The sequence below is a fragment of the Crassaminicella profunda genome, assembly GCF_019884785.1.
Lineage (GTDB): Bacteria > Bacillota > Clostridia > Peptostreptococcales > Thermotaleaceae > Crassaminicella > Crassaminicella profunda.
The window spans coordinates 1,062,645-1,086,324 of record NZ_CP082326.1; the positions used below are offsets into that span (position 1 = coordinate 1,062,645).

At 31.5% G+C, this 23,680-nt stretch carries 20 protein-coding genes and 1 other annotated feature; of the genes, 18 read left to right on the forward strand and 2 right to left on the reverse strand.

Features of this window, described 5'->3' with window-relative positions:
* Positions 1-6: 6 nt before the first annotated feature.
* Positions 7-1,104 carry a polysaccharide deacetylase family protein gene (locus K7H06_RS04475; protein ID WP_223038752.1) on the forward strand — a complete coding sequence of 366 codons (1,098 nt, stop codon included), beginning with the start codon at positions 7-9 and terminating at the stop codon, positions 1,102-1,104.
* 11 nt (positions 1,105-1,115) lie between these two features.
* Here K7H06_RS04475 and K7H06_RS04480 read toward each other — a convergent pair whose 3' ends face one another.
* Entirely contained in the window at positions 1,116-2,045 is a 930-nt protein-coding gene (locus K7H06_RS04480; protein WP_223038753.1) for a Na/Pi cotransporter family protein, read from the reverse strand.
* A 153-nt stretch (positions 2,046-2,198) separates the two neighbouring features.
* On the opposite strand from K7H06_RS04480, the gene pdaB reads away from it, so the two are divergent.
* The 4 genes from pdaB to K7H06_RS04500 all read left to right on the forward strand — a co-directional run bounded on the left by pdaB (position 2,199) and on the right by K7H06_RS04500 (position 7,063).
* Positions 2,199-2,975: a polysaccharide deacetylase family sporulation protein PdaB gene (gene pdaB / locus K7H06_RS04485; protein ID WP_223038754.1), complete on the forward strand. Its 777-nt coding sequence runs from the start codon at positions 2,199-2,201 to the stop codon at positions 2,973-2,975.
* A gap of 85 nt (positions 2,976-3,060) precedes the next feature.
* Positions 3,061-3,262 (forward strand) — a binding site (T-box leader).
* A gap of 85 nt (positions 3,263-3,347) precedes the next feature.
* Positions 3,348-4,847 (forward strand): sodium-dependent transporter, encoded by a 1,500-nt coding sequence (locus tag K7H06_RS04490; RefSeq protein ID WP_223038755.1) that lies wholly within the window; start codon positions 3,348-3,350, stop codon positions 4,845-4,847.
* 226 nt (positions 4,848-5,073) lie between these two features.
* On the forward strand, positions 5,074-6,306 hold the full coding sequence (locus tag K7H06_RS04495; RefSeq protein WP_223038756.1) for a Mur ligase family protein: 1,233 nt from the start codon (positions 5,074-5,076) through the stop codon (positions 6,304-6,306).
* A gap of 112 nt (positions 6,307-6,418) precedes the next feature.
* Positions 6,419-7,063: a single-stranded DNA-binding protein gene (locus K7H06_RS04500; RefSeq protein WP_223038757.1), complete on the forward strand. Its 645-nt coding sequence runs from the start codon at positions 6,419-6,421 to the stop codon at positions 7,061-7,063.
* A gap of 109 nt (positions 7,064-7,172) precedes the next feature.
* Here K7H06_RS04500 and K7H06_RS21320 read toward each other — a convergent pair whose 3' ends face one another.
* On the reverse strand, positions 7,173-7,307 hold the full coding sequence (locus tag K7H06_RS21320) for a hypothetical protein (RefSeq protein WP_281426034.1): 135 nt from the start codon (positions 7,305-7,307) through the stop codon (positions 7,173-7,175).
* Positions 7,308-7,838: 531 nt separating this feature from the next.
* On the opposite strand from K7H06_RS21320, the gene K7H06_RS04505 reads away from it, so the two are divergent.
* The 13 genes from K7H06_RS04505 to K7H06_RS04565 all read left to right on the forward strand — a co-directional run bounded on the left by K7H06_RS04505 (position 7,839) and on the right by K7H06_RS04565 (position 23,548).
* The gene (locus K7H06_RS04505; protein ID WP_223038758.1) at positions 7,839-7,979 is read left to right on the forward strand and encodes a hypothetical protein; all 141 of its coding nucleotides are present in this window, start codon (positions 7,839-7,841) and stop codon (positions 7,977-7,979) included.
* A 113-nt stretch (positions 7,980-8,092) separates the two neighbouring features.
* A complete protein-coding gene (pfkB, locus tag K7H06_RS04510; protein WP_223038759.1) occupies positions 8,093-9,031 on the forward strand; it encodes a 1-phosphofructokinase in 939 nt (312 codons plus the stop codon).
* A gap of 58 nt (positions 9,032-9,089) precedes the next feature.
* Positions 9,090-10,865: a sigma-54-dependent Fis family transcriptional regulator gene (locus K7H06_RS04515; RefSeq protein ID WP_223038760.1), complete on the forward strand. Its 1,776-nt coding sequence runs from the start codon at positions 9,090-9,092 to the stop codon at positions 10,863-10,865.
* Positions 10,866-11,019: 154 nt separating this feature from the next.
* Entirely contained in the window at positions 11,020-12,312 is a 1,293-nt protein-coding gene (locus tag K7H06_RS04520) for an L-cysteine desulfidase family protein (RefSeq protein ID WP_223038761.1), read from the forward strand.
* A 123-nt stretch (positions 12,313-12,435) separates the two neighbouring features.
* Entirely contained in the window at positions 12,436-12,960 is a 525-nt protein-coding gene (gene hpt / locus K7H06_RS04525) for a hypoxanthine phosphoribosyltransferase (RefSeq protein ID WP_343216823.1), read from the forward strand.
* Between the two features lie 61 nt (positions 12,961-13,021).
* Positions 13,022-15,091, forward strand: a complete 2,070-nt coding sequence (locus tag K7H06_RS04530) for a sigma-54 interaction domain-containing protein (protein WP_223038763.1) — start codon at positions 13,022-13,024, stop codon at positions 15,089-15,091.
* A 158-nt stretch (positions 15,092-15,249) separates the two neighbouring features.
* Positions 15,250-15,627 carry a RidA family protein gene (locus tag K7H06_RS04535; protein WP_223038764.1) on the forward strand — a complete coding sequence of 126 codons (378 nt, stop codon included), beginning with the start codon at positions 15,250-15,252 and terminating at the stop codon, positions 15,625-15,627.
* Between the two features lie 72 nt (positions 15,628-15,699).
* The gene (locus K7H06_RS04540) at positions 15,700-16,881 is read left to right on the forward strand and encodes a MalY/PatB family protein (RefSeq protein ID WP_223038765.1); all 1,182 of its coding nucleotides are present in this window, start codon (positions 15,700-15,702) and stop codon (positions 16,879-16,881) included.
* A gap of 200 nt (positions 16,882-17,081) precedes the next feature.
* A complete protein-coding gene (locus K7H06_RS04545; protein ID WP_223038766.1) occupies positions 17,082-18,335 on the forward strand; it encodes a dicarboxylate/amino acid:cation symporter in 1,254 nt (417 codons plus the stop codon).
* A 103-nt stretch (positions 18,336-18,438) separates the two neighbouring features.
* Positions 18,439-19,428, forward strand: a complete 990-nt coding sequence (locus K7H06_RS04550; RefSeq protein WP_223038767.1) for a D-cysteine desulfhydrase family protein — start codon at positions 18,439-18,441, stop codon at positions 19,426-19,428.
* Between the two features lie 598 nt (positions 19,429-20,026).
* A complete protein-coding gene (lysA, locus tag K7H06_RS04555) occupies positions 20,027-21,310 on the forward strand; it encodes a diaminopimelate decarboxylase (RefSeq protein WP_223038768.1) in 1,284 nt (427 codons plus the stop codon).
* A gap of 45 nt (positions 21,311-21,355) precedes the next feature.
* Positions 21,356-22,189: a diaminopimelate epimerase gene (gene dapF, locus K7H06_RS04560; protein WP_223038769.1), complete on the forward strand. Its 834-nt coding sequence runs from the start codon at positions 21,356-21,358 to the stop codon at positions 22,187-22,189.
* Positions 22,190-22,294: 105 nt separating this feature from the next.
* The gene (locus K7H06_RS04565; protein ID WP_223038770.1) at positions 22,295-23,548 is read left to right on the forward strand and encodes a dicarboxylate/amino acid:cation symporter; all 1,254 of its coding nucleotides are present in this window, start codon (positions 22,295-22,297) and stop codon (positions 23,546-23,548) included.
* Positions 23,549-23,680 lie beyond the last annotated feature (132 nt).

Here is a 23,680-nt window from a genome sequence, read left to right on the forward strand (position 1 = left end):
TAAAAAATGAGAATCAATAAAAAAATCATTGCATTAGCCATTTCAGCAAGTTTAGTAGTAACTGGCTGTACTTCAAAAACTTCCCCAAATCCTGAAAAAGAGGAAAAAGAAGTTGTTAAAGTAGAAAAAACTCAAGAAACTCAGGAAGATCAAAAGGAAGAAAAGAAAGAAATCAACCTGCAAGAAATCAAACCCAATGAAGCAGGGCAGATTATGGTAATTATGTATCATAGTATAGGAGAGCCAGAAGCTGAATTTACAAGAACACCAGAAAATTTTAGAAAAGATTTAAATTATTTATACGAAAAAGGATATAGACCCATTAGTCTAAAGGATTATGTATCAGGAAATATTACAACAGAGGCAGGATTTACACCTATTGTATTAACTTTTGATGATGGATGGCAAAATAATTTTAATTTGATACAAGATGAAAAAGGAGAGTGGGTAATAGACCCAGATTGTGCTGTTGCGATCCTTGAAGAATTTAATAAGAAACATCCAGATTTCCCCTTAGAAGTTACTTTTTTTGTGAATAATAATATTCCCTTTGGACAAAAAGAACATTTAGAGTATAAGCTAAAATATATTGTTGAAAAGGGTATGGATATAGGGAATCATACAGCTACCCATGTAAACTATAAAAATACAGATGCACAAAGAATACAGAAGGAGTTAGGAATTATCGTAAAATTAGTAAATCAGTATCTACCTGATTATGAAGTAAATACTCAAGCCCTTCCATTTGGATCAAGACCGAAGGACAAAGGACTATATAAATATTTAGCTTCAGGAAGCTATGAGGATATCACTTATAATAATATTGCAATTTTAAATGTAGGATGGGACCCATATAAATCTCCTTATCATATAAAGTTTAATCCATTAGCGATTCACAGGGTAAGAGGAAGTGATCTTCAAAAATATGTGCAAGGTGTAGGCATGTATGATTGGATGAAGCATTTTGAAAAAGGAAATCGAGTAAAATATGTATCTGATGGAGATCCTGATATGGTGACAATTCCTGAAAATTATAAGAAAGTAATTGATTCTCAAAAAACAGGAGACAGAAAAATAAGAACATATACATTGGAAAAACAATAAGATAGCTATAGCTATCTTATTATTTTTTTAGAAGTAAATACAAATAATTTTACAAAAGGAAGCAATAAAATAACATTGAATACATTGAATAAAGTATGAGCATTGGCAATTTGTCTTATGGAATTGAGTGGTGTTAGGGAAAATACAAAATGTGAAAATAAATGTATAAAAGGATATAAAAAAATAGTACCTGTTACATTAAATAAAAGATGAATAATAGCAGCTCTTTTGCCGTTTTTATTAGTAGCCATACTTGAAAAAAGAGTTGTAACACATGTACCAATATTTTGTCCCATAATAATGGGAACAGCTTGATAAATATCTATAAGCCCTATATGGGCAAGTCCTTGAAGGGTGGCAATAGAAGTGCTACTGCTTTGGATAACAGCAGTGGTCATAGCACCTATAAAAATCCCTTTTAAATGCTGGTGCTCTATAGAGAGCATTAATGTTTTGAAGTGCATTAAATCTTTTAGAGGATTTAATGAAGCTACCATTAATTTTATTCCTAGAAAAAGAAATGAAAAAGCAATCAAAAACTTACCAATATTTTTAGATAAGGGATTCCATCTTAAGAAGAATAACAAAACGCCTAAAAAAAGTATATGAGGAATTAAAAAGAAAAAATCAAAGCTTATAAGTTGGGCTGTAAAAGTAGTCCCTACATTTGCGCCCATCAGAATAAATGCTGCTTGGTAAAGATTCATTACTCTAGAATTGACTAAAGATACAACCAATATTGAGGTAGCACTACTGCTTTGCATAAGAGCTGTTATAACTATTCCTGAAAATATACCTAATAAAGGATGTATAGTGAGGGTGGCAATGAATTTTTTGAGTTTTTTGCTGTATAAAGCTTTTATAGAATGAGTGAGTAAGAACATACCAATAAAAAAAAGTATTACTCCTAAAAAAGTTCCTATTAAAATAGAAAATAGCATAAGATTTTTTCTCCTTTTTTATATTTCAATATTATGTTTATAACATTGTGATTCTTTATATAACTAAAAATGTTCAAAAATATTAGCATAATAGGATAATTTTAGAATACATTTAGTATTATAAAAACAATGGATAATTAAGGGGGAGACAAGATGAGAATATGGATTATTAATCGAAAGCTGGTTTTAAGTATAGTGTTTATTTTTATATTTGTAGGAGTGTCTTTTTTTTATCTTGGAGACTTTGGAGAAATGATTGTTGGTGTAATGAATAGAGATAAAACTTTGCCTATATATTGTGTAGATCAAGACCAAAAAAAGATTGCAATAAGTTTTGATGCAGCTTGGGGAGATCAATATACAGATGGTATATTAGAGATTTTAGATAAATATCATGTAAAAACAACATTTTTTTTGGTAGGATTTTGGGTTGATAAGTATCCTGATATGGTAAAAAAAATTCATGATAAAGGTCATGAGGTGGGAAATCATTCTAGTACTCATCCCCATATGTCAAAATTATCTATGGAACAAATTAGCAAAGAATTAAATGAGACAGGGGAGAAAATTGAAAAAATCACAGGGAAAAAACCTATTTTATTTAGACCTCCCTTTGGGGATTATAATAATCGATTAATTGATACAGCAAAAGAAAACGGATATTATACCATCCAATGGGATGTAGATTCTCTTGATTGGAAAGAATTAGGAACTCAACCAGTTGTGGATCGGGTTACACGAAATGTAAAAAATGGATCTATTGTGCTCTTTCATAATAATGCAAAGTATGTAGTAGAGTATTTGCCCCTTGTTATTGAGAGACTTCAAAAAGAAGGATATGAAATTGTGCCTATATCTCAGTTGATAATAAAGAAAGATTTTTACATAGATCATACAGGAATGCAAAAGTGTAAAGAAGAAAAGGAGTAAGAAGATACAAGTATTTTGGAAATAGAAATAGGATATTGACTTTATTTGAAAAATTTTGTATAATAATATACAATTATAAAAAAGTTAAAATGCTATGAAAGAGAATAGTAAAAAAATGATGTTTTACAGAGAGTAAGTTAATGGTGAGAGACTTGCGAACTAGTTTTTTGAACCCGCTCTTGAGCAGATGGTGATAAAGCCACTACGTTTCTAATCACGTTACGATTAGCTAAAGTGAGCCTATGGGCTAACAAGGGTGGTACCGCGAGTAAGTTCTCGTCCCTTTTGAGGGATGAGGACTTTTTTTGTTTTTGTCAGAAAATTTATATAAACAATTTTATGTAAATGGTTAGAAAGCAAAGGAGGAAGTTTATGAGTAAACAAAAGGAACAATGGGGCAGTAGATGGGGATTTATTGCTGCATCTATGGGAATGGCCATAGGGACAGGAAATATATGGAGATTTCCAAGGGTGGCAGCGTCTAATGGGGGAGGTCCATTTTTGATTGCTTGGACCGTTGCATTATTTGTCTGGGCTATTCCATTACTGATGGGTGAGATGGTAATGGGGAGAAAAACAGGACTTGGTACTATAGGCGCATTTCGTGATTTTGTAGGACAAAAATTTGCATGGATGGGTACGTGGATTGCAGCAATATGTTTGGCAATTATGTTTTATTATTCAGTGGTTATGGGTTGGTGTATGAAGTATTTTACATTGGCTGTTTCAGGGGCATTTAAACCTGGAATGGGAACGGAAGCTACGGAGGCTATATGGAATACCTTTACGACTACCCCATCACAGACAATATTTTTTCATCTTATTGCAATGATTATTGCAGGAACGATTATTTACAAGGGGATCAATGAAGGCATTGAAAAAGCTAGCAAAATTATGATTCCAACTTTATTTTTATTATTAGTTTTTGCAGTAATAAGATCTGTAACACTACCAGGTGCTACAAAGGGGCTGGAATACTTATTTAGTCCAAAGCTTTATATGCTTAAAAATCCTAAAATTTGGCTTGAAGCATTTACCCAAGCTGCATGGTCAACTGGAGCTGGATGGGGTTTCATTATTACTTATGCAGTATATACAAAGAAGAAAGAAGATATTGCAGCAAATTGTATGATTATGGGCTTTGGAAATAATGTAGGTTCTTTAATCGCAGGCCTTACAATACTTCCTGCTATATTTGCTTTATCTCCAAGTCAAGAATTTGTTAATCAAGCAATTACTTCAGGCAATACGGGACTTGCATTTATTTATTTAGCACAGCTATTTCCAACAATGCCAGCAGGAAGAATTCTTGCAGCAATCTTTTTCTTAGCCATGTCTATTGCGGCCCTTTCATCACTCCTTCCAATGATAGAGGTAGGGGTAAGAAATTTAATGGATATGGGAATGACTCGAAAAAAAGCCACCCTGATAATAATTATTGGAGGATTTATATTTGGAATACCTTCTGCTTATAGTTTGGACTTTTTAAATAATCAAGATTTTGTATTAGGAATTGGATTATTGGTAAGTGGGTTATTTGTAGCATTTGCTCTTATAAAATATGGTTTAGAGGACATTAGAAATAAAGTAATTAATACAGAATGGTCTGATTTAAGAATAGGAAAATGGTGGAGTATATGTGTGAAATTGTTTCCTTTATTTTTCGTAACTCTTACGGGCTGGTGGATGTGGCAAGCTGTAGGATGGTATCCTAATAACTGGTGGAATCCATTTGAAGTATATAGTCCTGGAACAATATTATTCCAAGTTGCTTTTTGGATTTTCATAGGGCTGTTAACGAATAATCTATTGGCGAATAAAATTGGACAAGGTAGAGATATTACGGAGCTCTCTTTAGGAAAGGAGAAATAATATGTCAGGAACATCTATTTTTATGATGAGTATAACGTTAGGGTTTTATTTTATTGGATTTATTTTATTGCTCAATAAAGTCTTTAAATCAGAGAATAGTTAATCTTAGGAACTGATGAAAGGAGATATGCCATGCATATCTCTTTTTTAGATACAATAGTATACATATTTCATGCAAGAAAGAGAAAAATAAAATAAAGTAGATTCCTTTTGAGGTGATAAATGTATGCTGTTTGAAGGAGTAAATATATATAATAAAATATATGACTATCCTTTTGAAAAGGTAAAGAAAATAGGTGTTGCAGGGACAAATGGGAAAACTACAACAGCTAAGATGATTTGCCATATATTGAGGGATGCGGGAGTACCTGTGGGATTTATTAGTAAAGATGAAATAAGTATGAATGAAGAAAAAACAGAAGGGGATTTTAAAAATTCCAATATAGAAAAACTTTTCAAGATTTTTGATAGAATGATTAAAATGAAGGTAGAAATTGTTGTTATAGAAGTGGATGACTGGTGTTTTGAGACAAGTATTCTACAAGGTATAAATTTTGATATGATTGTATACACAAGCATAGAAATTGATCATATAAAAAATACTGAGGAAATAAAAAAATATATGGAGGGACAAAAGAGCCTGTTAAATTATTTGTTAGATAATGGTATAGTCATTGTTAATACAGATGATAAAAGTAATTTGAAGCTATTAGAAAATATAAAAAATAGATTAATTATTACTTATGGACTTTCTTCTAGAGCTACCATTACAGCATCTAGTATAGATATTGTCCCCATTAAATTTAACTGTTGTATACAACGGGGGATTACCCCTTTAAATGATATGGATATTGAACCTATGGAATTTCCTATTGCAATGAATTTCATTGGAAGGCATAATGTTTATAATACTTTAGCAGCTGTTAGTGCAGCACTTATATATGGTGTTTTGCCAGAAAACATTATAAAAGCAGTTAGAAATTTAAAAAGAATAAAAAGAAGAATGTATAAAATTGATCATCATAAATATCAAATTATAGATGACAGGTGTCATAATCCATCTAGCTTTGAAGCTGTGTTTGAAGCTATTCAAAGTGTTGATTATGAAAGTTTATATATTGTAAATGCAATCATAGGGAATAAAGGAATAGAAATAAACAAAAGGAATGCTAAGATTATTTCTAATTGGGTAAATGGGTTAAAATCTGCTAAGCTTATTACAACTTGTAGTACGGATGTAGTAGATAAAAAAGATGTGGTTTTAGAAGATGAAAGAGACGTGTTTCATCAAGTTCTTAAAGAAAATGAAATCTTATTTGATCATAAAAATCAGTTAAAAGATGCACTCTATATAGCTTTATCAAATGCGGCAAGGAATGATTTAATTTTACTTTTAGGAAGTAGTGGAATGGATGAAGGCGAAAATTTAATAAGAAAGCTTTTAAAAGAGAAAAAATAATTTTCTCTTTTTTTTATTTTCGTTAGCATAATCTCGTCCTAGGGTGAATAAATATAGTTGTAGATTAGCCCTGAAAAAGTACATAAGAATCAGGAAGGAGCGTGGGGGTTAAATGACGGATCAAGTGATTGATACAAATTCAGTATCTGTTGTAGGAGAGATGTATTCACCTTCGGTGTTTAGTCATGAAATGTACGGAGAAGGGTTTTATACTTTTCAGATAAAAGTCCCTAGATTAAGCGAATATAATGATATATTGCCTGTAACGATTTCAGAACGATTGATGATGGATTTGAATATTGAGATAGGAACAACCGTTAAGATCGAGGGGCAATTACGATCATACAACAAATATGTAAATGGGAAGAATAGGCTTATTTTAACTATTTTTGCTCGTGAACTATTATTGTGTGAGGAAGAGGAAGTAAAAAATCCAAATCAAATTTTCTTGGATGGTTATATTTGCAAATCTCCTGTATATCGATCAACACCTTTTGGAAGAGAGATTACAGACATGTTGATTGCTGTTAACAGACCATACAACAAGTCTGACTATATTCCCTGTATTGCCTGGGGAAGAAATGCAAGATTTTCAGAAAAATTAAAGGTAGGGGACCATATGAAAATATGGGGAAGAGTACAGAGTAGGGAATATCAAAAAAAATTAAGGGACGATAATGTAGAAACAAAAATAGCCTATGAAGTATCCATATCTAAAATGGAAATCAGTGAAGAGAACAATAAAGAGGCTAAATAAAAAGAAGAATCATGCTTTTTCTGTGTATTGTTAAGTGATAAAATTACAGGAGGAGTGTGATTTTTTATGTAGATAGAATTGGGTAAACTACCCAATCCTATCTTTGGACTTAATATCTTCCGAAAAAGCTATCGAATCCCCCACAGAAACAAAAAATTATTACTAACAATAAAAAGAAAAACAATAAGTTATCATCAAAACCACCAAAAATGCTACCGATACCACCACATTGTTTATCAGCCAAAAGAATGCACCTCCTTTAGTAGGTTATTAAGTATCATATTTTTTATCTTAAATATTTAATATGTTTACTAATAAAATATGCATGAACCATCATATGTGTTACAAATGATGATAAATAATAAAAGACCAATATAAATATTGGCCTATGGTGTTAGAAAGGGCTGATTTTTATTAGAGATGTTTTGGAAAAAAATGATTATGTATAGAGAATTGGGAAAAATCCCAATTCCTTTACTGAATTAGCATCTTCTATAGCCACCATAACAATTACAGAAGATAACGACTAATAATAAGAAGAAAAATAATAATTCGTCTCCACAACCACCACATTGTCTATCAGCCATGTATGTGCACCTCCTTTTCTATTATGTATAACTTATGGTTTGTAAAGCTCTTCATTTATTTTTCTCTTAATATAAAGTATGCTAGATGCAGGACATGTGTTACATGATAAAATGTATAATCTGCATGGTTTACGGAATATAAGAAAAAATAGTATAATAAGGGTAAATGCAAAATAGGAGTGAAGAAAATGAATTATTGGGTGATTGGAGGAACAATATTTTTTGTTATACTCATTAGCATACAATATTCTCTTAATAAGATCATTGTATTATTAAAAGAAATCAAAGAAATATTGTATAGATTGGATGTAAAAGATAGGCTTAAGTGAGGAATTTCTACAAAAAAACAAAAAAATCTTTGCAAATAAGCTCATTTGTGTTTATAATAGATGTGTGTCTTTTGCATATTAAGGAAATCGTTAAAGAGTAAGAAGGGGATATAATGATTACTACAGTTACCTTAAACCCTGCCATTGATCGGGCATATGTTATTAATGACTTTAAACCAAATAAGAAATATCATTTAGATGTAGATGAAGTAAAAATTACTGCTGGTGGTAAGGGGCTAAATGTAGCAAGAGTAGCTGCTATTTTAGGAGAAAAAGTAAATGCCACAGGATTACTTGGAGGATACTCTGGTAAATTTATCCAAGAAGAATTGGATAAGCTGCATATAAGCACATCTTTTGTACGAATTAATGAGTCTTCTAGAATATTTACTGCTATTGTAGATCCGCTCAATAATACAGAAACAATTGTAGCAGAAAAAGGACCTGTAGTAACCAAAAAAGAACTTAATGCATTTGTAAAAGAGTTTGTGAAAATTTTAAAATATAGTGAAATAATTGTTGCAGCAGGGTCTGTGCCGAAGGGACTTCCTAAGACGATCTATGGAGATATGGTAAAGATTGCAGAGGATAATAATGTAAAGATGATTATTGATGCCAGCGGAAGTTATTTAGAGGAAGCTATAAAAGCAAGGCCTTTCATGATTAAGCCAAATCTTGAAGAACTAGAAGAACTAGTAGGTTATAAACTGGATAGTGAACATAAAATTATCTTTGAATGCAAACATATTTGCAAACAAGGTATTGAAGTGGTAGGAATTTCTATGGGAGCTGAAGGTGCAATTTTTGTTACAAAAGATGGGGCGTATAAGGTATGTGCACCAAAAGTAGATCCAATCAATTCAGTAGGATGTGGAGATGCATTTGTAGCAGGATTTGCTGTAGCTATTTATAAAAAAAATAATTTAGAAAAAGCCTTTAAAAAGGCTGTAGCCGCTGGGACTGCCAATGTGATTGAGGAAAAAATCGGTTATATCGATGTAGAACATATGGAAAAATTTTATAATGAGGTAAAGGTGATAAAGTTGGACTAATGTACCAACTTTTTTTTATGATATAATCATAGTGAATATAATAATAAGGATGATGATGATGAACCTTACGAATATTGTTTTGAGTGTTCAGAATATTGCTAAAGCTATAGAAAGTGTGATTAAGGTAGATGTGACCATTGTAGATAACGATTTTAATAGAATCGCGGCAACTGGACGGTATAAAAATCATATTGGTGAAAAAGTAAATAGACATTCTGTCTTTGGTTTTGCATTGAAGCAAGGAGAAAGTTTTATTATTGAGAATCCTAGAAATCATGAAGCTTGCCTTAAATGTGAAAATATAAAAGAATGTAAAGAATATGCAGAAGTTTGTTGTCCTATTAAAGTAAATAATGAGATCATTGGGGTCATAGGACTTATTGCTTTTGAAGAAAAGCAGAGGGCAGCTATTGTAGATAACAAAAAAAATCTTATGGAATTCTTAAATAGGATGGCAGATTTGATTGCTTCAAAGTTATTAGAAAAAGAAAAAACAGAAAGAATGAAACTTTTGGCAAGAGAATTAGAAACGGTACTTCATTCTGTAGATAGAGGGATTATTGCAGTGGATGAGTTTGGGTTAGTACTCCATTATAATAGAAAAGCTGCCCAATTATTTAAAATAAACGAAAACGAAGTATTTCATATGAATATAAAAAAATTGTTAGGAGATTTTGATTTAAGTAGCTTTATTACGAAGCGGTTTCCTATAAAAAATAGGGAATTTAGTTATAAAAGGAATGGATATGATTTTAGAGGTGTATTTGATGCAAATCCTATTTTAGCAGGGAAAAAGACCTTTGGATTTGTTTTTACCTTTAGCAAGATTTCTGAGGTGCTAAGTGTAGTAAATGACATTGCTACGAGGACAATGGCAACAAGTTTTGACCATATTATAGGAAATAGTGACTGCCTAAAAAAAGTAAAATATGCAGCTAAAAGAGCTGCAAAATCAACTTCAACCGTCTTAATTCAAGGGGAGAGTGGAACAGGTAAAGAACTATTTGCTAGAGCGATACATTTTTATAGTGATCGATCAAAAGAACCCTTCATTCCTATAAATTGTGCAGCTATTCCTGAACAATTGTTAGAGAGTGAGCTTTTTGGATATGAGGAAGGTGCTTTTACGGGATGCAAAAAAGGTGGAAAAGCTGGTAAATTTGAGTTAGCCCATAAGGGAACGTTATTTTTAGATGAAATCGGAGATATGCCAATCCATCTTCAAACAAAACTTTTAAGAGTGCTACAAGAATATGTGATTGAAAAGGTTGGAGGAAAAGATTTTATACCTATAGATGTTAGAATTATTGCAGCAACAAATAAAAAATTAGAAGAACAAGTATTAGAAGGTGCATTTAGAGAAGATTTGTTCTATCGTTTAAATGTCATTCCATTAAATATCCCACCCCTAAGACAGCGGAGAGAAGATATAGAGGTTTTAGTAGAATATTTACTTGAAAAATGTAATAGAAAGTTAGGGAAGAATATTTTACAAATTGATGAGGTTGCATTAAAAATACTTATGAACTATAAGTGGTCTGGTAATGTAAGAGAACTTGAGAATACTATTGAATATGCTGTAAATATGTGTAGTGGGAATAGGATTACAGCACAAGATTTGCCAAACAGACTAAGAAATAAAGAAACAAATTTGAAAGAGAAAGACTTTGAAAGAATTGTTCCTATTAAGGAATTAGAAAGAATAGAAATTAAAAAGGCTTTAGATTATTTTGGAAATACCAAGCAAGCTATAACAAAAGCAGCTAAAGCTTTAGGAATGAGCAGAGCAACTCTTTATAGAAAATTAAAAGAGCATGGGATCAAACAGTCTTAAAATGAGAATATATTCTCATTTTAAGACTGTTTTGCGTTTGTTTATCTCAAAATGAGAAAACAAATTATAAATATATTGGAATTTCAACGTTTATTTTTGGCATAAATTTTGCAATTCTCTCTTTATAGAATCTTAAAAAGAAGGAGGATTTCCTATGAAATTGAGAAATCTTATTGTTGAAACATTAAAGAGAGAAGTTGTGCCAGCTATGGGATGTACGGAACCAGTGGCAGTAGCATTAGCTTGTGCAAAGGCAAAAGAATTAATAGCTTTTAATGATATAGAAAAGGCAGAGGTTTATGTGAGTCCTAATATATATAAAAATGGTTTAAGTGTAGGAATTCCAAATACTAATGAAGTAGGACTTCATATTGCAGCAGCTTTAGGATTTATTGGAGGAAAAAGTGAAAAAGAGTTGCAGGTTTTAGACGGGATCCAAGAAAAGGATGTTATTTTAGCAAACGAGTTATTAGAAAGTGGAAAATTTATACTAGGAATTAAGGATACGAAAGAAAAAATTTATGTGGAAGTAAAACTATATACAGATCAAGGAAGCAGTAAGAGCATTATAAAAGGAAAACATAATCGGTTTACTTATTTGGAAAGGAATGGAGAAGTTGTATTAGCGGAAAAGGACGCTAGTGAAAAGGGAAAGGATACGATCAATTTATTATATACTTTGAAAATAAATGATCTTATTAAGGAGATAGAAAAAATACCTTATGAAGAAATTGCCTTTATGATGGAAGGTTTTAAAATGAATGAAGAGATAGCTTTGGAAGGATTAAAGCAAAAGATGGGAATGGGTGTGGGTTTTAGCCTATCTGAAAATATGAAAAAGGGAGTATTATCGAATGATTTAATGAATTATGCTATGATGCTTACTGCTGCCGCATCAGATGCAAGAATGTCTGGAATCAGTATGTCTGTAATGAGTAGCAATGGAAGTGGGAATAATGGATTAACGGCAATTCTTCCTATTGTAGCCTATAAAAACAAATTTAAGGTAGAGGATGAAAGGTTAGCAAAAGCATTAGCTATTAGTCATATTATGAATAGTTATATTAAATATTATATAGGAAGATTATCTGCCCTTTGTGGTTGTGGTGTTGCAGCAGCAACAGGTGCAAGTGTGGCTATTGCCTGGCTAATGGGAGGCAATGATACACAAATAGAAGGTACCATAAAAAATATGCTTGCCAATGTTAGTGGTATGATTTGTGACGGTGCAAAGGTAGGATGTGCATTAAAACTTTCTACTTCAGCGGCTACAGCTGTTCAGTCGGCCATCTTGGCATTGAGTAATAATATTGTACCTGCTAAGAATGGCATTGTTGCAGAAACGGCTGAGGAGACAATAAAAAATTTAGGAACATTATCTAAAGAAGGAATGAGTATCACAGATGATGTTATATTAAAAGTAATGAAAAATATGCAAGCTTCCTAAAACAATAAAAATAAATAAAATTTGATGAAATAGTTATAATAATTGACAAAGCAAAGGATATAGATTAGAATATTGACTTATAAAGGATACTGATTGAAACTGGAGGCGAAGCAGAATATGAGTATAGAAAACAAGAGAAAAGAACTTCTCTTTTCTAGAGAAGATATTCAAAATAGAGTAAAAGAATTAGGAAAGCAAATAGCCAAGGATTATGAAGGCAAAAAAATATTAGCTGTATCTTTATTAAAGGGGAGTTTTATTTTTGCTGCTGATTTAGTAAGGGAAATCGATGCACCTGTTAGAATTGAATTTATGACAACTTCAAGTTATGGACATGGGGAAGAAACTTCAGGACATGTAAAGGTAGTGCATGATTTAAATATGGATCTTAAAGATTATGATGTTTTAGTGATTGATGATATTGCTGATACAGGTCTTACAATGGAATTTGTATTAGAGCATTTAAAGGCTAAAAATCCAGCTAGCATTAAATGTTGTGTATTATTAGATAAGCCATCAAGAAGAAAAACAGAACTTGAAGCAGATTATGTTGGATTTACTATCCCTGATAAGTTCATTGTAGGGTATGGATTGAATTATGGAGATTATTATAGAAACGTTCCTTATGTTTTTGCTTTTGTTGATTAATAATAAAGCCAATAGCTATTAAGCTGTTGGCTTTTGGTTTATAAATGAAAGGAGTAATGTAATGACAAAAAAGGTAGTGATCATTACGTTTTTTGAAAGTGTTGCTAAGCTTCATTCAGAGCATTTAAAAAAGTTATTTGGAAAAGATATAGAAATTGCTTGTTATTCCTATGATATGGATCACATTACTGAAATTATAAATGCAGATGTAGTGGTTGTGTCTTTGTATTCCATATATGTAGCTGTTAAAAAATATATATGCCCAAAAGCGAAAGTAGTTATTCTTAGTAGTACAATTACAAAAGATCAATATAAAAAAATAATGGAAATAAATGAAGGAACAAAAGCTATGCTAGTAAATTATAGTGCAGAAATGACCTTTGAAACAATTGCCCTGTTGGATCAAATAGGAATAGATCATGTAGAGTTTGTACCAGTATATCCAGGGGTTATGAATACACCTAATTTAGATGTTGCTGTTACACCAGGAGAACCCCAATGTGTTCCTGATTCTGTAAAAAAAGTTATTGATATTGGTCATAGAGTGTTAGATATAAATACAATGGTTAATATTGCTATGAAACTAAATATGGAGTATTTACTACAAGAAAAGCATTTTATAGATCACTTTGAAAATTTAATGACCCCTAGGGAAGGAATAACAGCTTTATTAGGAAAGGCGAATACTTTAGAGAGTCGACTTCATAGTTTGTTAAATGTTATGGAGGATGGCATTATAGTAATAGATATAAAAGGAACTGTATATGCATGTAATAAAAAGGCGCAAGAGATTATAGAATATAAAGGGGAAATTTTAGGAAGGGATCTATCAAGCTTAGTTTCTCAAATTCCTTTTAAGGAGGTTTTATATAGCTCGAAGCCTATAGAAAATAAGCTTATTAAAATAAAAGGTCAAGATATAACGATTACAATAGTGCCTGTTATTACAATAGGAAAAATTACAGGGGCCTTAGTGATTATGAATCGATTTGAAGAAAAGGAGAAAAAGCAACATAAGCTTAGGGCACAATTACGAGGAAAAGGTCATAGAGCAAAATACAGCTTTGAGGATATTATTGGAGAGAGTAAAGCTATCATAGAAATAAAAAGAGTTGCCGAAAGAATGGCTAAATCAGATAGTTCTGTATTAATTACAGGAGAGAGCGGAACAGGAAAAGAATTGTTTGCGCAAGCCATACATAATGATTCTAAGAGAAAAGCGTATCAGTTTGTAGCAATAAATTGTGCAGCATTACCAGAGAGCTTATTAGAAAGTGAATTGTTTGGATATGAAGAAGGGGCTTTTACAGGAGCAAAAAAAGGTGGAAAGTTAGGGCTATTTGAGTTAGCCCATAGCGGAACTCTATTTTTAGATGAAATAGGAGAAATGGCATTAAACTTACAAGCAAGATTGCTTAGGGTCATCCAAGAGAGAGAAGTAATGAGAATTGGCGGTGATTCTGTAATTAAAATAGATACAAGGATTATTGCAGCAACGAATAAAAATTTAAGAGAATTAGTAGATCAAGGAAAGTTTAGAAAAGATTTATACTATCGATTAAATGTATTACCTTTAGAAATTATACCTTTAAGAGAAAGAAAAGAAGATATCATACTTTTGTGTGAATATATGAAAAAGAAAATTGGGGTAGAATTTAGTTTAAGCGAAGAAGCTCAAAAAGCATTTGAAAATTATTCGTGGGATGGAAACTTGAGAGAACTAAAAAATTATGTGGAGTATCTTGCCCATTTAGATAAAAGCATCATACAATTTTTAGATTTGCCTAAAGTCATAAGAAATAAAAAAGAAGTCATAAAACTAGATGATTTTGAAAAAGAGAAGATTTTAAAATTTAAAAAAGAGATAAATATTAAAGAGAATGAATATATATTTGTTTTAGATTGTTTAGAAAATAGTTTTCAACAGAGAACAAGAATAGGAAGAAGAAGTATTGTAAAGATTGCTAAAGAAAAAGGAATTTTTCTGTCAGAAGGTGAAATAAGAAAAATACTTTTAGTGCTAGAAGAATATAATATGGTTGTGTTATCAAACGGGAGAGGTGGTACACAGATAACGAAATTTGGAATAAAGATATTCAATTACTTAAACCGGGATAAATGGGGAAATTAGCAAAACCATATAACCCGGTTTTGTTGTTTGTAATACAATATTTTGTGATAAAATGAAGGTTCTGCGTTGGCATAGAAATTGCAAATATATCGTAATATATGATCGAGTTTTACAATGTAGACAATTTAGTAACAAAAAACTATTTTGGAGGGATTAAAATGAAAAAAGAAGTGATTACAACAAAGAATGCCCCTGGAGCCATAGGTCCATATTCACAAGCTATAAAAATTAATAATTTAGTTTATACATCAGGACAACTACCAATAGATCCTAATACTGGAGTTATGCCACAAACTATTGAGGAACAAACAAGACAATCTTTAAAAAATGTAGAGGCAATCATTAAAGAAGCAGGAAGTGATATGAGCAAAGTAGTAAAGACGACTGTATTTTTAAGTGATATGAATAATTTTGCAAAAATGAATGAAGTGTACAGCGAATTTTTTACAGATGCTTATCCTGCTAGAAGTGCAGTGGAAGTAGCAAGATTACCTAAAGATGCATTAGTTGAAATTGAAGTAATAGCACTTATTTAAGTTTATAGTGATTGTAAAACATTGTAAAACTCTTTTGATTATGAAATTTAATAGTATACAAGGAGAGATATTATGCAATATAATTTTGACGCAGTAATAAATAGAGAAAATAACTTTTCTGCAAAATATGATGAATTAGGAAAGAAATTTGGACGAGATGATTTAACTGCTTTATGGGTTGCTGATATGGATTTTATGTCAGCAAAACCTATTATTGATGCCATTAAGGATAGAGCAGAGCAAGGGATTTATGGATATACTTCAAGACCAGATTCATATTATGAAGCGTTTTGTGAGTGGTATAGAAAAAGACATGGTTTTAACATTAAGAAAGAATGGATTATCCATAGTCCTGCAGTAGTTAGTTCTTTGAGTTTAATTGTAAGAGAGGTGACACAGCCTGGTGATAAAATTATTATACAAACACCTGTATATCATCCTTTCTTTGAAGTAGTTGAGAAAAATAATAGAAAATTAGTAAAAAATCCATTAAAAAAAGTAAATGGAATTTATGTAATAGATTATGAAGATCTAGAGAAAAAAGTAATTGATGAGAAAGTGAAATTTTTAATTCTTTGTAACCCACATAATCCAGGGGGAAGGGTGTGGACAAAAGAAGAATTAATAAGATTAGGAGAAATATGTATTAAAAACAATGTAAAAGTGATTTCCGATGAAATTCATGGAGAATTAGTGTTTGGCGGAAAACGTTATACACCTTTTGCATCAATATCAGAAGAATTTTGCAAGCATTCGATCACCTGTTTATCTGCTACAAAAACATTTAATATTGCAGGGTTACAAGCTTCTTTTGTGGTTATTCCTAATAAGTGTGAATATGATAAAGTTGATGAAATTTTAGGAATATTAGATATAAGAAGAAACAATTGTTTTAGTCTAGTAGCAGTAGAGGCTGCGTATAAGTATGGTGAAGAGTGGCTGGAACAATTATTAGATTATATAGAAAAAAACATTGAATATGTAATCAATTATTGTAAGGAAAGAATTCCTAAAATTAAGATTAATAAACCAGATGGAACTTATTTATTATGGTTAGATTGTAAAGAGTTAGGAATGGAAGATGATGAACTATCAAGTTTTTTTATCAACCAAGCTGAGGTTGCATTAAACAGTGGAATTGGATTTGGCGATGATGGGAAAGATTATATGAGAATGAATGTAGCTTGTCCAAGAAGTATTTTAGAAGAAGCGTTGAAAAAAATTGAAGGGGCTGTAAATAAATTAGAAAAATAAATAAAGACTGTTGCTTTCAATGGTTTTATGTAGAGTATGAGTAAAAGTATTTTTGCTTTTTCAAAAATAAATTTAAAAGAGAAGCCACAGGCAAAGGTTTGCTTATAGAATGGTTTTATTTTACGTAATACAAGGGGTGCATCTTAATAATACAAGAATAAATGATAAAAAGAATATAATAATGATAGGAGGATGTACAAATGACAACAAAACAAAAGCAAAGTATTTGGAAAGCATATAGATTTCCTATTATCCTGTTAACAGGGATTGTGTTGGGCAGTTTAATAGGCCTTCAAATGGGGGAAAAAGCAAGTATATTTAAGCCTTTAGGAGATTTATTCTTAAATGGTATGTTTACCATTGTAGTACCTTTGGTTTTTCTTTCAATAAGTAGTGCTGTATCGAATATGGCTAATCTAAAAAGACTTGGGAAAATATTAGGAAACTTATTTTTAACATTTGCCATAACTGGTTTGATTGCTGCTTTTATAATGATTGTTGTAGTGAATGTATTTCCACCAGCAGAAGGTGTCAATCTTAAATTACAGGCTGCTGAAGCTATAGAACCTTTTGAAACAGCTGATCAAATTGTATCAGCCTTGACGGTAAAGGATTTCCCTGATTTAATCTCTAGACAAAATATGTTACCCTTAATTATATTTTCTATTATCTTTGGATTATGTATCAATATGATTGGAGAAAAAGGAAAAATAATTGCTAATGGACTCCATGCATTATCAGATGTATTCCTAAAAATGGTATCTTTACTGATGTATTATGCGCCCATAGGTTTAGGTGCTTACTTCGCTTCCTTAATAGGAGAATTTGGTCCGGAATTATTAGGTTCTTATGCACACGCTATGCTAATTTATTATCCTGTATGTATTCTATATTTTATCATAGCTTTTACTGCATACACTTATTTTGCAGGAGGGAAAAAAGGTGTTACTACATGCTTTAAAAATATTATATCTCCTGCTATAACTGCACTAGCAACTCAAAGTAGTATTGCAACATTACCTGTTAATTTAGAAGCTACTGAGAAGATGGGTGTTCCAAAAGATATTAGAGAAATTGTGCTTCCAATAGGTGCTACTATGCATATGGATGGTACATGTCTTAGCTCTATATTAAAGATATCTTTTATGTTTGGAATATTTGATATTCCATTTGAAGGGGTAGGTACGTATGTTAGTGCAATCCTATTATCCGTATTAGGAGGAGTAGTTATGTCAGGAGTACCAGGAGGCGGACTTATAGGAGAGATGCTTATTGTAAATATGTATGGATTCCCAGCAGAAGCATTTCCTATTATAGCTACAATTGGATTTTTAGTAGATCCAATGGCTACGATGATCAATGCATCTGGAGATGCAGTAGCATCTATGATGGTTACTAGATTAGTAGAAGGAAAGAATTGGATGAAACAAAATATAACTCCTCATATACAGTAAAATAAAAAACGGAAAAATTTTACTTTAGAGTGATGGCTATTTGATAAATGATATATACTTGGATGTGTCAGGATAATAAAATTAGGATAAAGGGGAATGATGTATGATGAAAGTACCTGCTAAAATAGAGATTGCAAACTTACCTACAAAAATTGAAAAATTAGAAAGATTATCAAAAAGTTTAGAAGGGCATGAAATTTATATAAAAAGAGATGATCAAACGGGGACTGAAATTGCAGGAAATAAAGTGAGGAAATTAGAGTATAGTGTGAAAGAGGCGCTGAATCAAGGTTGTGATTATTTAATTACTTGTGGAGGGGTTCAATCTAATCATGCGAGAGCTACGGCTGCTGTTGCGGCAAAACTTGGTATTAATTCATTCTTAGTTCTTAGAAACAAGGGAGAGAAGAAGGTAGAAGGTAATTGTTTTTTAGATCAAGTATTAGGTGCACAGCTTCGTTTCATCACGGCTGATGAATATAGCAACCATAGAATGGATATTATGAAAGAAGTAAAAGCTGAATTAGATAGAAAAGGGCATAAGGCGTATATTATACCAGAAGGAGCTTCTAATGGAATTGGGACATTTGGATATTATAACGCCATGGAAGAAATTTTAAATCAAGAAAAGGAAAAGGGGATAAAGTTTGATGCCATTGTAACAGCTGTTGGTTCTGGCGGTACTTATGCAGGGCTGTTTTATGGAAATAAAATAAATAAAAATAGTGCTAAAATATTTGGTGTGAATGTATGCGATGATGCTCAACATTTTAAAGAAGCAATCGAAAATATACTTCATGAAAGTTTTCAGTATACTAATCAACCTATAGAATTTACCAAAGAAGAAATCAATATTATAGATGGATATGTAGGAAAAGGGTATGCTTTGAGTCGTCCAGAAGAGTTAAAATTTATTTATGAATTAGCTAAATTAGAAGGGGTAATATTAGATCCTGTTTATACAGGAAAAGCTATGTATGGTTTAGTAGAAGAAATTAAGAAAGGGAATCTAAAAGATTATAAAAATATTTTATTTATTCATACAGGAGGACTTTTTGGGTTGTTTCCTAAACAAGATCAATTTTCTTTTTAAAAAAAAGGGGTGTCTCAAGTTTGATGATTTGAGACATTCCCTTTTTTTTTATGATTATGATATCAATGAATAAAAAGATCATAAAGCCTGGTTTTTTATTTGTTATACAAAAGTGTGGCAGGATGAGGATTTTGTGATGGCATAAGTATTGTAATCGTATAAGTAATTTACGTAATTTTATCAATTAGTATGGAATTGTGCAATGAGATAAATTCAAAAAAACGGAAAGCGGTTCTAAAAAACGGAAAATACGGAGCGTGATGAATTTATCTACAAATATAAGGTGGATATAGCCTGTTTGTGGCTAGAATAGTTCGCAAAAACGAACTGTTTGTAATTTTGAAAGTATAGTATTTAATATAAATTTCAAGAAAATTTAAATATACTTGGGAAAATAGTCGTCAAAAAAAAATAAATTTTCATAATAAAAAACAGATAAATACTTGTATTTTCAATGGGCTTGTAGATTTTCTTGATAAAATAGTTTTGTTTTTCAAAAAATAAATTAGACAGAGGAAAATATTTTTTTACAATGGCATGAATATTGCTTTTAATATGATTACCTGAATAAATACAAAATGATTAAGGAGTTGAAGTAATGAAAGGAACAGAGGTCATTGGTAGTAATTTTTACTTCGGAGGATGCGATACTGTAAACTTAGCTAAAAAATATGGAACCCCTCTTTATGTCATGTCGGAAGACTATATATGCGAAAGATGCAAAGAAGTAAGAAAAGATTTTTTAGGGAAATATGAAAACACTAGGGCTGTTTATGCAAGCAAAGCTTTTTTAACATTAGAGATGTGTAGAATTATAGAAAGAGAAGGTCTTGGAATAGATGTTGTTTCAGGTGGAGAATTATATACTGCTATAAAGGCAGGATTTCCAATGGAAAAAGTAATATTCCATGGAAATAATAAAACCATAGATGAAATAGAATTAGCAGTAAAAAACAATGTGGGAAGAATGGTTGTTGATAATTTATATGAATTAGAGTTATTAAATAGTGTAGCACAAGCTTTTGGAAAGACAATGAAAATTTTATTTAGAATTACGCCTGGGGTAGATAGTCATACTCATAAGTATATTAGTACAGGACAAGTAGATTCTAAATTTGGTATACCTCTTAAAGGGAATATTATCAATGAAGCTATAAGAAGGGCTATGGATGCATCAAATATTGAATTAATGGGATTTCATTTTCACGTAGGATCACAACTTTTTGACAATGCATCTCATATAAAAGCTGTGAAAATATTAGTGGAATTAATGAAAGATATGAAAGAAAAAGTAGGATTCATTACAAAGGAATTAAATACAGGTGGAGGATTTGGAATTTATTATGTAGAAGGAGATGAGCCAAAGCCTTTGAAGTATTTTACAGATGCTGTGATGAATACCATTAAAGAAGAATGTGGTGAATTGGGTCTTTATATGCCACAAGTAATCATTGAACCAGGAAGATGGATGGTAGGAGAAGCAGGAATTACTCTATATACAGTAGGGTCTATTAAGGAGATCCCTGGTGTGAGAACGTATGTAGGAATTAATGGAGGATTACCTGATAACCCAAGACCGGCTCTTTATGATGCAAAATACGAAGCAGTTGTAGCCAATAAAATGGATCAAGAAAAAAATAGTTTAGTGACAATAGCAGGAAAGTGCTGCGAATCAGGAGATATTTTAAGATATGATTTAAAAGTACCAATGCTTGAATCAGGAGATATTCTAGCAGTTAAGAGTACGGGTGCATATAATTACTCTATGGCAAGTAATTATAATAAAATACCAAGACCTGCAGTTGTAATGGTCAAAGAAGGGGAGGATAGAATTATAGTAAAAAGAGAAACTTATGAAGATTTATTAAAAAATGAGCTGTAAAGACAGTATAATAATAGCATAAAGATAATTAAAGGAGGATGTATGATGAAATTTACTAAAATGCATGGAGCAGGAAATGATTTTGTGCTATTCAATGGTCTAGAAGAAAAAATTGATGACTATGGAAAACTGGCTTTACAGGTATGTCATCGACACTTCAGTGTAGGTGGAGATGGCATAATGGTTGTTGAAAAAAGTGATATAGCAGATGTGAAGATGATTTATTTTAATTCAGATGGTTCTCAAGGTGAAATGTGTGGAAATGGAATAAGGTGTTTTTCTAAATTTGTATATGATAATAAGATTGTAAATAAAGAGACTTTTACTGTAGAAACTTTAGCAGGGATTCAAAATATATGGCTTGAAGTAGAGAATAAAGAAGTGAAGTTTGTAAAAGTAAAAATGAGTAAGCCTGTATTTGAACCAAAAGAAATACCTGTTGTGTGTGAAGGTGAAAAGGTAATCGAAAAGTGTGTTGAAATAGATGGAAAAGAAGTCGTATTTTCTACTGTATTTTTAGGAGTACCTCATACGGTTATTTTTGTGGAGGATATAAATGCTATAGATATTAATGGATTAGGATCTAAAATGGAAAAACATTCAATTTTTCCTAAAAAGACAAATGTAAATTTTGTTGAGGTAAAAGATAGAAGTCATATTCATGTGTATACTTGGGAAAGAGGCGCAGGAAGAACCTTAGCTTGTGGAACTGGATGCTGTTCAAGTGTAGTTTTAGGCAATATTTTGAATAAGCTTGATCATAAAGTGAAGGTTCAAGCTGAAGGTGGTGTAATAGAAGTAGAAATACAAGATAACTTTGAAGTTTTTATGAAAGGGAAAGCTACGACTATTTGCGTTGGAGAATTTGTGAATTTTTAGGGGTTTGATTTTAATGTCGGTTTACAATACATAACAAAAGGGGTACATCTTTAATCAAGTAAGAATAAATAATATATTCAATGAAAATGATAGGAGGATGTACAAATGACGACAAAACAAAAGCAAAGTATTTGGAAAGCATATAGATTTCCTATTATCCTGTTAACAGGGATTGTGCTTGGTAGTTTAATAGGAATTCAAATGGGGGAAAAAGCAAGTATATTTAAACCTTTAGGGGATTTGTTTTTAAATGGTATGTTTACCATTGTAGTACCTTTAGTTTTTCTTTCAATAAGTAGTGCTGTATCGAATATGGCTAATTTAAAAAGACTTGGTAAAATATTAGGAAACTTATTTTTAACATTTGCCATAACTGGTTTGATTGCTGCTTTTATAATGATTGTTGTAGTGAATGTATTCCCACCAGCAGAAGGTGTTAACCTGAAATTACAGGCTACTCAAGCTATAGAACCTTTTGAAACAGCCGATCAAATTGTATCAGCCTTGACGGTAAAGGATTTCCCTGATTTAATCTCTAGAAAAAATATGTTACCGTTAATTATATTCTCTATTATCTTTGGATTATGTATCAATATGATTGGAGAAAAAGGAAAAATAATCGCTAATGGACTCAATGCATTATCAGATGTATTTTTAAAAATGGTATCTTTACTGATGTACTATGCGCCCATAGGTTTAGGTGCTTACTTCGCTTCCTTGATAGGAGAATTTGGTCCGGAATTATTAGGTTCTTATGCACATGCTATGCTAATTTATTATCCTGTATGTATTCTATATTTTATTATAGCTTTTACTGCATACACTTATTTTGCAGGAGGAAAACAAGGTGTTACTACATGCTTTAAAAATATTATATCTCCTGCCATAACAGCACTAGCAACTCAAAGTAGTATTGCAACATTACCTGTTAATTTAGAAGCTACTGAGAAGATGGGGGTACCAAAAGATATTAGAGAAATTGTACTTCCAATAGGTGCTACTATGCATATGGATGGTACATGTCTTAGTTCTATACTAAAGATATCTTTTATGTTCGGAATATTTGATATGCCATTTGAAGGGATGGGAACATATGTTAGTGCAATCCTGTTATCTGTATTAGGTGGAGTAGTTATGTCAGGAGTACCAGGAGGTGGACTTATAGGAGAAATGCTTATTGTAAATATGTATGGATTTCCAGCAGAAGCATTTCCTATTATAGCTACAATCGGATTTTTAGTAGATCCAATTGCTACGATGATCAATGCATCTGGAGATGCAGTAGCATCTATGATGGTTACTAGATTGGTAGAAGGAAAAGATTGGATGAAGCAGAGATTGGGTGCACATGCACAATAAAGAATCACTGAAAAAATATAGATTAATGAAGTTCATAGAAGAGAATAAAAGCTGAAGTATTATACTTCGGCTTTGCTCAATTGGAAAATGAAAAGTGAATGGTATATACTGGATGTATAGCGATAATAAACT